At 69.7% G+C, this 10,757-nt stretch carries 8 protein-coding genes; 4 read left to right on the plus strand and 4 right to left on the minus strand.

All coding sequences use genetic code 11. The features are described 5' to 3' along the window. A partial coding sequence (locus tag ACAM49_RS35250; protein WP_369639873.1) for a ribonuclease J occupies positions 1–1,672 on the plus strand: 1,672 nt, incomplete at its 5' end. Positions 1,673–1,781: 109 nt separating this feature from the next. Here the strand turns inward: ACAM49_RS35250 and ACAM49_RS35255 are convergent. Next, a complete protein-coding gene (locus ACAM49_RS35255) occupies positions 1,782–2,348 on the minus strand; it encodes a hypothetical protein (protein ID WP_369639874.1) in 567 nt (188 codons plus the stop codon). Between the two features lie 22 nt (positions 2,349–2,370). Next, a complete protein-coding gene (locus ACAM49_RS35260) occupies positions 2,371–2,781 on the minus strand; it encodes a DUF4189 domain-containing protein (RefSeq protein ID WP_040810456.1) in 411 nt (136 codons plus the stop codon). Between the two features lie 151 nt (positions 2,782–2,932). On the opposite strand from ACAM49_RS35260, the gene ACAM49_RS35265 reads away from it, so the two are divergent. From ACAM49_RS35265 to ACAM49_RS35275, 3 genes are all read left to right on the plus strand, one after another. Continuing rightward, complete coding sequence (locus ACAM49_RS35265) at positions 2,933–3,550, plus strand: TIGR03085 family metal-binding protein (protein ID WP_369639875.1); 618 nt, start codon at positions 2,933–2,935, stop codon at positions 3,548–3,550. Between the two features lie 129 nt (positions 3,551–3,679). After that, positions 3,680–6,550, plus strand: coding sequence for a BTAD domain-containing putative transcriptional regulator (locus ACAM49_RS35270; protein ID WP_369639876.1), 2,871 nt, complete (start codon positions 3,680–3,682; stop codon positions 6,548–6,550). Between the two features lie 129 nt (positions 6,551–6,679). Further along, complete coding sequence (locus tag ACAM49_RS35275; protein ID WP_369639877.1) at positions 6,680–9,271, plus strand: DNA translocase FtsK; 2,592 nt, start codon at positions 6,680–6,682, stop codon at positions 9,269–9,271. A 21-nt stretch (positions 9,272–9,292) separates the two neighbouring features. Here the strand turns inward: ACAM49_RS35275 and ACAM49_RS35280 are convergent, their stop codons facing one another. Both ACAM49_RS35280 and ACAM49_RS35285 read right to left on the minus strand, forming a co-directional pair. Next, on the minus strand, positions 9,293–10,465 hold the full coding sequence (locus ACAM49_RS35280) for an ABC transporter permease (protein ID WP_369639878.1): 1,173 nt from the start codon (positions 10,463–10,465) through the stop codon (positions 9,293–9,295). Positions 10,466–10,476: 11 nt separating this feature from the next. Continuing rightward, the coding region (locus tag ACAM49_RS35285) for a DUF4162 domain-containing protein (protein ID WP_369639879.1) at positions 10,477–10,757 on the minus strand (281 nt) is incomplete at its 5' end.

The raw sequence follows: 10,757 nt of genomic DNA on the forward strand, positions 1-10,757 counted from the left end.
CGCCATGGGCACCCCGCCCAAGGCCCCCAAGGGCGGCCTGCGGGTGTTCGCGCTCGGCGGCATCGGCGAAATCGGCCGCAACATGACCGTTTTCGAGTACGACGGCAAGCTGCTCATCGTCGACTGCGGTGTGCTGTTCCCCGAGGATCAGCAGCCCGGCGTGGACCTGATCCTGCCCGACTTCGGTCCGATCGAGAACCGCATGGACGATATCGCCGCGGTGATCCTGACCCACGGGCACGAGGATCACATCGGCGCGGTGCCGTTCCTGCTGCGCCTGCGCCGCGACATCCCGGTCATCGGTGCGAAGTTCACCCTCGCGCTGGTGGCGGCCAAGTGCCGCGAACATCGCCTGCAGCCCAACCTGTTCGAGGTCACCGAGGGCGAGCACACCACGCACGGCCCGTTCGGCTGCGAGTACTTCGCGGTCAACCACTCGATCCCGGACGCCATCGCGGTCGCGATCCGCACCCCCGCGGGCATCGCGCTGCACACCGGCGACATCAAGCTGGACCAGCTGCCGCTCGACGGCCGCCTCACCGACCTGGCCGGGTTCTCCCGCCTGGGCGACGAGGGCGTCGACCTGTTCCTGGTCGACTCCACCAATGCCGAGGTGCCGGGCTTCGTGACGCCCGAGCGCGAGATCGGGCCGGTGCTCGACAATGTGATCGGCAAGGCCAAGGGCCGAGTGATCGTGGCCTCCTTCGCTTCTCACGTGCACCGCATCCAGCAAGTGGTGGACGTGGCGCAGCGCTACGACCGCCGGGTGTGCTTCGTGGGCCGGTCCATGGTCCGCAATATGCAGATCGCGCAGGACCTCGGCTACCTGGATATCCCGGACGGCCTGGTGGTCGATCTGGATCAGGCCGCGAATCTGCCGGTGCACAAGCTGGTGCTGATCTCCACCGGTTCGCAGGGTGAGCCGCTCTCGGCGCTGTCGCGGATGGCGCGCGGCGACCACCGCCAGATCAATATCCGCCCCGACGATCTCGTGGTGCTGGCCTCCTCGCTGATCCCGGGCAATGAGAACGCGGTCTTCGCGGTCGTGAACGGCCTGGCGCGTCTCGGCGCCACCGTCGTCACCCAGCAGAGCGCGAAAGTCCATGTCTCGGGCCATGCTTCGGCCGGCGAGCTGCTCTACCTCTACAACGCGGTGCGGCCCACCAACGCCATGCCGGTGCACGGCGAATGGCGGCACCTGCGCGCCAACGGCGCGCTCGCGGTGGCGACCGGCGTGCCCGAGGATCGGGTCATCCTGGCGGAGAACGGCGTCGTGGTCGACCTGGTCGACGGCATCGCCTCCATCACCGGCCGCGTCCCTGTCGGCCAGGTCTACGTCGACGGCCTGTCGGTCGGCGACGTCGGCGAATCCACCCTCTCGGACCGCCTGGTGCTCGGCGAGGGCGGCTTCATCTCCATCAATGTCGCCATCGACTCCGCCACCGGCAAGGCCGTCAGCACCCCCGAGGTCACCGGCCGCGGCTTCTCCGACGATCCCGAAGCCCTCACCGGCGCACAGGAACTCGTCGAAAGTGAGCTGCACCGCCTGGCCGTCGAGGGCGTCACCGACACCCACCGCATCGCCCAGTCCGTGCGCCGCGTCGTCGGCCGCTGGGTCGCCGAAACCTACCGCCGCCGCCCGATGATCGTCCCCACGGTCATCGGCGTCTAGCCGAAGGCGAAGCAGGGCAACAGAAATCGGCCCCGGCAGCTTGGCTGCCGGGGCCGATTCACGTCCGCCGGAGGCGGCACCCCGCCTGGGGCAGGAACTACAAGAGTTTCTACTTATCCTGACAGGCCGCGGAGTCGAGCTTGGCGGCCTTCACGATCGAGCACGCGTAGTTGTGGTCGATCTTCCAGTCGGTGCCGTCGGCGACGAAGGAGACGGTCGCGTTCTGCACCGGCTTGCCGTCGATGGTGACGTCGGCGTCGGCCTTGAGCTTGCCGTCGGCCGGATCGCCCACCTTGGTGATCTTGATCTTGACGTTGTTGGCCTTGGCGGCGTCGACCAGCTTCTGGGCGAGCTGCGGATCCAGGGCGGCGTCCTCGATCCAATCGGTCTTGGTCTTGGAGTCGATGGCCGGGTCGAACGCCTTGGTGACCTTGTCGTTCAGGTCCGCGACGCTCGGCTTGGCCAGATCCGCGACGGTGGTCGGGGCGGGGGCCGCACCGGTGAGCTTGCCGTCGCCGCCGTCGGTGTCGCCGGAGAACTTCCCGGCGGGCTTGGCCGCGGCCGAGGTGGTGGTGGCGGCCTTGCTCGTGTCATCGGACTTGCTGCAGGCCACCAGGCCCAGGGCCGAGGTGGCCAGCACCAGCGCGGCGGTCGCGCGGAAGATGTTGTGCTTCAACGAAATACTCCCCATTTTTCGATCAGAGCTCGTAGCCGGTGGTGCAGTTCCAGTGAATGATGGTGGCGCCGCCGGAGTTCCGGTTCAGCGCCTGGTTCTTCGCGGCGATGCGCGAGGACGCCGCACCGAAGGTGTAGTAGCCGTCGCGCGACGAGTACGCGATCGCGCCGCAGCCGTTCGCGAACTTCGCGACGATCTTGCAGTCGTTGTAGGTGCACGAGCTCATGGCGGCGTTCTGCGCCGAGGGGCTGTCGGAATAGTCGTAGGAGTAGCCGATACGACCGGTGGACACCGACAGCGCGATCGCGCCGTAGTTGTAGTCCTGGTAGGCATTGGCCGGAGCGGCGGTGCCCACGAGCAGGGAACCGGCAGTCGCGACCATCACGGCTGCGCCGCTGACGATCTTCTTCAAGGTGTTGCCCTTCTTGTGCATTCGAGTCCACGACCCTATGGACCGAACGATCAAGCTACCGATACGGAATCGTTGACGCCAACCCGGTTCTGTGTTTGTGGAACCGCCACCGGACGCCGACCCAAAAAGTGGTGCCGTGCATATTCAGACCCGTCGGACTAAGGTCAGCCTTATGAGTATGGCTCAACGGGAGCGCCAGGCCCTGGTCCAGGCCATGGCCGACGCCGGTCCGGACGCGCCCACCCTGTGCGGGGAGTGGACGACCCGAGATCTGGCCGCGCACTTGGTCGTTCGCGAGCGCCGCCCCGACGCCGCACCCGGCATCCTGCTGAAGCCCTTCGCCCCGTACCTGGACCGCGTGCAGCGCAAGGTGACGCAGCGCCCCTTCGAGCAGCTGCTCGACGAGGTACGCGGCGGCCCGCCGTTCTATCTGCGCCCGGTCGACTCGCTGATGAACCTCACCGAGATGTTCGTCCACCACGAGGACGTCCGCCGCGGCGCGCCGGGCTGGGAACCGCGCACCCTCCCGGCCGCCGACGAGGACCGCCTCTGGAAGGTCCTGCAGGGCTTGGCGCGCATGGCATATCGCAAATCGCCGGTTACTGTCGCGCTCACCACGCCCGACGGCCGCCGCACCATCGCCCGCCAGGCCGGTGACCGCACCGTGGTGCTGGCCGGTCCGCCGTCGGAGCTGCTGCTGCACGCCTTCGGCCGCAACGAGGTCCGGCTCGAGGCGACCGGTGCGCCGGAGGACGTGGCGCTGGTCCACGCCCTCGACCGCAGCGTGTGACATCCCGGCCCGTGAGACGGCGTTCCCACGGGCCGGAGTGGCGGCCTGAACACCGGTCATGAAACGATCACGCGACGAGCGGTAGCTTGCGTACTCGGCAGCGGCCCGTGTGTGATGAGGTGGTAGGCAATGTCTTGGCAACTGGCGGTTCTCGGACCGGTCGAGTTGACGTCCGATGGCGTGCCGATCCCGCCCATGCCCCCGAAGCAACAGGCCGCGCTGCTCATGCTGGCGTGCGCGCGGGGGCGCACGGTGTCGATCGAGGAACTGGCCGACGGCATCTGGGGCGCGGAGCGGCCCTCCTCGGCGGTGGGCGCGCTGCGCAATTACGCATGGGCGCTGCGCAAGCACCTGGCCGCCCAAGGCGGCATGCTGCTCTCCTCGGAATCGCGCGGATACCGCCTCGAGGGCGCGCTGGAACTGGATGTCGACGACGTCGACCGCCTGCGCGCCGAGGCCACGGCGGCCCGCGCCGCGGGATGCCTGGAAACCGCGGACTCCGCCCTGCGCGCGGCCCTGAACACCTGGCGCGGTGATCCCCTGACCGGCGTGCCCGGTCCCTGGGCAGCCGCCGAACGTGCCCGGTTGCGTCGACTGCACCGCGTCCTCGAGGAAGACCTGATCGAGCTGACCGTGCAGCGCGGCGACTTCTCGCACGCCATGGCCGATCTGGAGGCGCTGATCACCTGCGACCCGCACAGCGAGCGGCTGCGCGGGCTCATGATGACCGCCCTCTACCGCGCCGGCCGCCGCACCGAGGCGCTCGAGGAATATCAGCGCATCCGCAAGCTGCTGGTCGCCGAGCAGGGCATCGAGCCCGGCCCGGCGCTGGCCGAACTGCACCGCCAGATCCTGTCCGACGAGATCCCCGCCGTGGAGTGCGCGACCGCGCCGATCGCCGTCGTCGCACCCCGCCCGGCCCAATTGCCGCCCGACACAGCGGATTTCACCGGCCGCCAGGATCTGGTGCTGGAGCTGTGCGCGGTGCTCGGCGCGACCGCGCCGCCGCTGGTGGCGATCTCGGGCATGGGCGGCGTCGGCAAGACGGCGCTGGCGCTGCATGTGGCGCACCGGATTCGCAGCCGCTACCCGGACGGGCAGCTGTACGTGGACCTGTGCGGCGCGGGCAGCGCCCCCGCCGATCCCGAGCATGTGCTGGGCGCGTTCCTGCGCGCGCTGGGCGTGGCGCAGAAGGAGATTCCGATCGGGGTCGCCGAGCGGGCCGCGCTGTTCCGGTCGGCCATCAGTGGCCGCCGCATGCTGGTGGTGCTCGACAACGCCAGTGACGCCGCGCAGGTCGCGCCGCTGCTGCCGGGCGAATCCGGATGCGCGGTGCTGGTGACCGCGCGCCGCCCGCTGACCGCCCTGCCCGGCGTGCGCCCCGCCTCGCTGCGCGTGCTCGAAACCGACGAGGCCGTGGAACTTTTCGCGCGCATCGTCGGCCGGGCCCGGGTGGACGCCGAGCCCGAGGCGGTGCGCCGGATTGTCGAACTGTGCGGCCTGCTGCCCATCGCGGTGCGCATCGTGGCCGCCCGGGTGGCGGCCCGCCCGCGCTGGACGGTGGTCTCCGAGGCCGAGCGCCTGGCCGCCGAACGCCACGACCTGGACCGCTTCCGCGCCGGAGATCTGGCGCTCACGGCCGCTTTCCGCGCGGGCTACGACCTGCTGCCCGTCGACGCGGCCCGCGCGTTCCGGCTGCTGGCGGTGGCGGATCTGCCCGATCTGCCGCTGGCCGCGACGGCCGCCGTGCTCGATACCGTCGAATTCATCGCCGAGGATCTGTGCGAGGAACTGGTGGACCGCGGCATGCTCGAGTCGACCGGCCGCGGTCGCTACCACTACCACGACCTGATGCGCCTGTTCGCACGCCAGAACTCGGTCTGCACCGAGTCCGACGCCGATGTCACCACCCGGCTGCTCGACTACTACCTGGCCACCATGAAAACGGTCCTGCGCGTGCGCCATCCGGGTCTGCGGCTGCGCCTCGCCCCGACCGCGCACCCGGGCACCCGCCTGCCCGACCTGGATTCGACCCGCGATTTCCTCACCATCGAGCGCCGCAACCTGAACGCGCTCTACCGGTTGGCCATCGCGGGCACCCCGCACCACCGGGTGCTGGCCGCGGACCTGGCGCTGACCGTCGCCGAGACCGGTTTCGCCTCCGACGCCAGCATCGACCCGGCCAAGACGCTGGAGGATCTGGCCCAGGCCATCGAGGCCGACGGCAATGCCGTGGCCGCCCGCCGCGCCCGGCTGTCGCTGGTCTTCGCCCTGCTCGGCGAGCTGGACGAGCCGCATCGCGCGGCCGAGCACGTGAATCGGCTGCTGCTCGAGGACGATCCGGACACCGACGCGTGGGCCTCGGGCGCGATCCACGCCTATGCCGGGCTGCTGGCCCTGCACGACGGCGAACCGGCCCGCGCGAGCACCCATTTCGCCCACACCCTCACCATGGCCCGCCGGGAGGGCAGCCCCGAATGCGTGCGGGTCGCGTATTCGCTGCTGGCTCGCGCCTATTCGGCGGCCGGGCGCAATCGCGATTCGCTGGCCGCCGCGGCCCGCGCGGTGGTGGCCGACGACCGGCCCGGCGTCCGCCGCCACATCGTGTGGGGTCTGATCGAGGCCGCCTGGGTGCTCAGCGCCGAGGGCGATTTCGACCGCGGCAACCGCCTTTTCGATACGGCGCTGGCGCTGGCGCGCCGCTTCGGCACTACCCGTATCGAATCCATCGTGCACGCCCGCGCCGCCCGCGCCCACCTCGCCGACGGCCGCTTCGACCAGGCCGCCGAACACGCCGAACGAGCCGAGGCCACCCGCGTCTCCGCAGGAATGGGCGCCCTCTACACCCACAACCTGCTGGTCCGCTACACCGCCCTGCGCCGCCTGGGCCGCACCCTCGACGCCGCCGAGTGTTACCGCACCGCCGCCAACCAGATCCCCGAATTCGCCGCGGCCGTGACCGCTTCGACCGTCGAACCCCCGGTCCGCGCGACCCGCTGACCCCTGCCCTCGGACCGGTTGCGCGCCGGTGAAACGCGGGTTTCGGGTAGTGAGCGCCACATGTCCGATATGGGTGGGTCGGGTGTTGCGGATGGTCCGGGTGGGGCGCGAGCGGCTAGCCTGGGACGCATGGCAGGTAAGGCCCGCTCCGGAACGTCACGTACGCGAGGGGGGACTGCGCGGGGTCAGGCTCCTGCACAGCCCCGGTCTCGCGGCCCGCGCACGCCAGCGAAGGGACGGGCGCGCAAGGCTCCGGCGCGGCGGCCCGCACCCCGGCGGCAGTCGAATACCGCGCCGTTGGCGGTGGTTCGGCGCGGGGTGACCAGTGCCTGGAACGTGACGGCGAAGGGCCTGGGCGCTACGACCCGCGCGATGAGCCGGGCGGGGGATATCGAGCACGGGCATCGGCGCGACGGGATCGCGTTGGGGTTGGTGGCCTTCGCGTTCATCATCGCGGCCGCGGTGTGGCTCTCGGCGGGCGGCCCGGTCGGTCACTGGGTGGATACCGCGGTGCGCTGGGTGGCCGGATCGGCCTCGGCGGCACTGCCGTTCGTGGCGGTCGGCATCGCGGTGATCCTGATGCGCACCGAACCGCATCCGGAGATCCGGCCCCGGCTGGTGCTGGGCGGCCTGCTCGCGGGCCTGCCGATCCTGGGCCTGTGGCATATGGCGGCCGGTTCGCCGTCCGATGAGCACGGTCGCGAGCACGCCGCCGGTTTCGTCGGCTATGTCGTCGGCGGTCCGCTGCAGGACGGCCTGAGCGCCTTCCTGGCGGTTCCATTGCTCATGCTGGCCATCGGTTTCGGCATTCTGCTGCTCACCGGCACCCAGGTGCGTGACGTCCCCGAGCGCATGCGCGAGATCTTCGGCACCGGCGCGGGCGGCGACGAATACGAGAGCTACTCCGAGGAACACGGCCTCTACGACCCGGAAAACTATGACGCGGACGGCTTCCCGCTGCACCGCCCCGAGGTCCGCAAGCGCCGCGGTAAGACTCCGACGGAGAACTACCCGCCCGACGAGTTCGGCGGTTCCGACGCCGTCACCGAGATCATCGGCGAGCCCCCGCTGCAGGACGCCAAGGACATCGCGCCGGCGGAGGAGAAGCCGAAGGCCAAGCCGCGCAAGCCCGTCCCCAAGGTGGTCGACCAGACCCCGCCCCCGCCGGAACCGCAGCAGCTGGAGTTCGTCACCGACCGCGAGGTGGACGGCGACTACACGCTGCCCTCGCTGAACCTGCTCACCGACGGCGATCCGCCCAAGAAGCGCAGCGCGGCCAACGAATCCATGATCGAGGCCATCACCGAGGTGCTGGTGCAGTTCAAGATCGATGCCGCGGTCACCGGTTTCGTGCGCGGCCCGACGGTCACCCGCTACGAGGTGGAGCTGGGCCCGGGCGTGAAGGTCGAGAAGATCACCGCGCTGGCCCGCAACCTCGCCTACGCGGTGGCCACCGAGAACGTGCGCCTGCTGGCCCCGATTCCGGGCAAGTCGGCCGTCGGCATCGAGGTGCCCAATGCCGACCGCGAATTGGTGCGCCTGGCCGACGTCCTGAAGTCCCCGGGCACCCGCAATGATCACCATCCGCTGGTGATCGGCCTGGGCAAGAACATCGAGGGCGAGTTCGTCACCGCGAACCTGGCCAAGATGCCGCACCTGCTGGTGGCCGGTTCGACCGGTTCCGGTAAGTCCAGCTTCGTCAACTCGATGCTGGTCTCGCTGCTGTGCCGCGCCACCCCCGAGGAGGTACGGATGATCCTGATCGACCCGAAGATGGTGGAACTGACGCCGTACGAGGGCATTCCGCATCTGATCACGCCCATCATCACCCAGCCCAAGAAGGCCGCCGCCGCGCTGGCCTGGCTGGTGGAGGAGATGGAGCAGCGGTATCAGGACATGCAGGCCAGCAAGGTCCGCCACATCGACGACTTCAACCGGAAGGTGAAGTCCGGCCAGATCACCACGCCGCTGGGCAGCGAAAGGGTGTATCGCCCTTACCCGTACATCCTGGCGATCGTGGACGAGCTCGCCGACCTCATGATGACGGCCCCGCGCGATGTCGAGGACGCCATCGTCCGCATCACCCAGAAGGCCCGTGCCGCGGGCATTCACCTGGTGCTGGCCACCCAGCGCCCGTCGGTGGACGTGGTGACCGGTCTGATCAAGACCAACGTCCCGTCCCGCCTGGCGTTCGCGACCTCGTCGCTGACCGACTCCCGAGTCATCCTCGACCAGCCGGGCGCGGAGAAGCTGATCGGCATGGGTGACGGCCTGTTCCTGCCCATGGGCGCGAGCAAACCGACCCGTCTGCAGGGCGCGTTCATCTCCGACGAGGAGATCGCCGCGGTCGTCGACTTCGCCAAGACCCAGGCCGAACCCGACTACCAGGAGGGCGTCACCGCCGCCAAGGCCGGGGAGAAGAAGGACGTCGACCCGGATATCGGCGACGACCTCGACCTGCTGGTCCAGGCCATCGAACTGGTCGTCACCTCCCAATTCGGTTCCACCTCCATGCTGCAGCGCAAGCTGCGCGTCGGCTTCGCCAAGGCGGGCCGCCTCATGGACCTCATGGAAACCAGGGGAGTGGTCGGTCCCTCCGAAGGCTCCAAGGCCCGCGACGTCCTCATCAAGCCCGACGAACTCGACGGCCTGCTCTGGACCATCCGAGGCGGCGGCGACGAGCCGCCCGCCTCGGATGACGGTGGGTCAGAGGACTACTGAGCCCGACCCTCGAGGGCGCGATCAGTCCTCGAGGGCCAGCGCCTGGCGGATGGTGAGCCGCCCCTGCGTCTGCATGAGCGAGCGCCGGTAGATCTTCTCGGCGACCAGCACCGTGCCGTAGGCGGCGGCCGCCATGATCGCCAGCGCGATCACCGGCTCCCACCAGGCGGCGGTTCCGGCGGCCAGGCGGCCGGGCATGGCGACCACCGATACCAGCGGGATATAGGACCCGATGCGAAGCGCGGTGCCGGAGAGGAAGATTCCGGCGAACAGCACGATCATGATCAGCATGGTCAGCGGCGTCGAGGTGGACTGCAGATCCTCGCTGCGGGTGGCCAGCGCGCCGGCGACCGCCCACAGGCTGGCCAGGGCCAGGAAGCCGACCAGGAAGAAGATCACGAACCAGACTGCCGCGCCGCCGATCCGGGAGACTTGGTCGGCCTTGCCGGTGGCGGCCAGCCCGATCAGGCCCGCGCCGACGAACAGGGCGAGCTGGCCCAGCGCCATCACGGTATTGCCGATCACCTTGCCGATCAGCAACTGGCGCAGGGGAATCGCGCTGGCCAGGATCTCGACAATGCGGTTCTGCTTCTCCTCCACCACGCTCTGGGCGATGGCCAGGCCGAACAGCACCGCGGACATGTAGAACAGCAGCGCGATGACGAACCCGGCCACCTTGGCCAGGCCCGGATCGACGGCGTGGGGTTCGAGCACGGTCGAGGTGACCGCGCCGCCGCTGGCGAGCTGCTGTGCCGAAATGCCCGCGGCCGCGGCATTCCGCTGGAACGCGAGCTGCTGCGCCGCCGCGGAAATGTAGGTGTCGGCCTTGTCGTTCTCGGCGGTCTTGCCGAGCAGCCGCCACCCGGTGGGCTGGTCGGGCACCAGGCCCGCGTCCACATCACCGTCGCGCACCTGCTTCTCGACCGCGGCGGCATCGGCGACCTCGTGCACGGCGAAGTCGACCTTCGCATTGCCGCTGTGCGCCAGCTGTCCGGCCAGCTCCACCACCTGGCTCGCCTCCGAACCCGTGACCGCGATATCGATGGTTTCGGTTCGGCCGCTGAGGAATCCGCTGACGGTCAGCGACGCGACGATCGCGATAATGGTGATGGCGGTGGAGATCAGGAAATTGCGATCCCGCAGCTTCACCGAGATCTCCCGCTGCGCCACCAGCCGCCACACACCCGTGGGCATCGAATCGTCTTTCATGCCACAGCCTCTCGGTAGATGTCGGACACGGACGGCCGCAGCTCGGCCAGTTCCCGTACGGACCCGCGCGCCAGCGCCTCGCTCAAAACCTTGTCCGTCGTCGTATCCGTCAACTCCACAATCGCTGTCCCCCCGCTGATCTCGACCACACTGACCCCGCCGAACCCCCGTAGCCATTCCGCGTCCCCGCCGAGCACCAGCCTATACCGGAGCGGCCCCGCCTCGGTCAGCCCCGCCGCCGAACCCTGCGCGACCACCGGCCCGTCGGACAGAACGA

Origin of the sequence: Nocardia sp. JMUB6875 (assembly GCF_041154655.1) — a bacterium.
In the GTDB taxonomy this organism is placed as follows: Bacteria; Actinomycetota; Actinomycetes; order Mycobacteriales; family Mycobacteriaceae; genus Nocardia.

Coding starts and splice junctions, on each gene's coding strand:
- ACAM49_RS35260 (WP_040810456.1), bottom strand. CDS start 2,781: ATGCACAAGAAGGGCAACACCTTGAAGAAGATCGTCAGCGGCGCAGCC.
- ACAM49_RS35265 (WP_369639875.1), top strand. CDS start 2,933: ATGAGTATGGCTCAACGGGAGCGCCAGGCCCTGGTCCAGGCCATGGCC.
- ACAM49_RS35270 (WP_369639876.1), top strand. CDS start 3,680: ATGTCTTGGCAACTGGCGGTTCTCGGACCGGTCGAGTTGACGTCCGAT.
- ACAM49_RS35275 (WP_369639877.1), top strand. CDS start 6,680: ATGGCAGGTAAGGCCCGCTCCGGAACGTCACGTACGCGAGGGGGGACT.
- ACAM49_RS35280 (WP_369639878.1), bottom strand. CDS start 10,465: ATGCCCACGGGTGTGTGGCGGCTGGTGGCGCAGCGGGAGATCTCGGTG.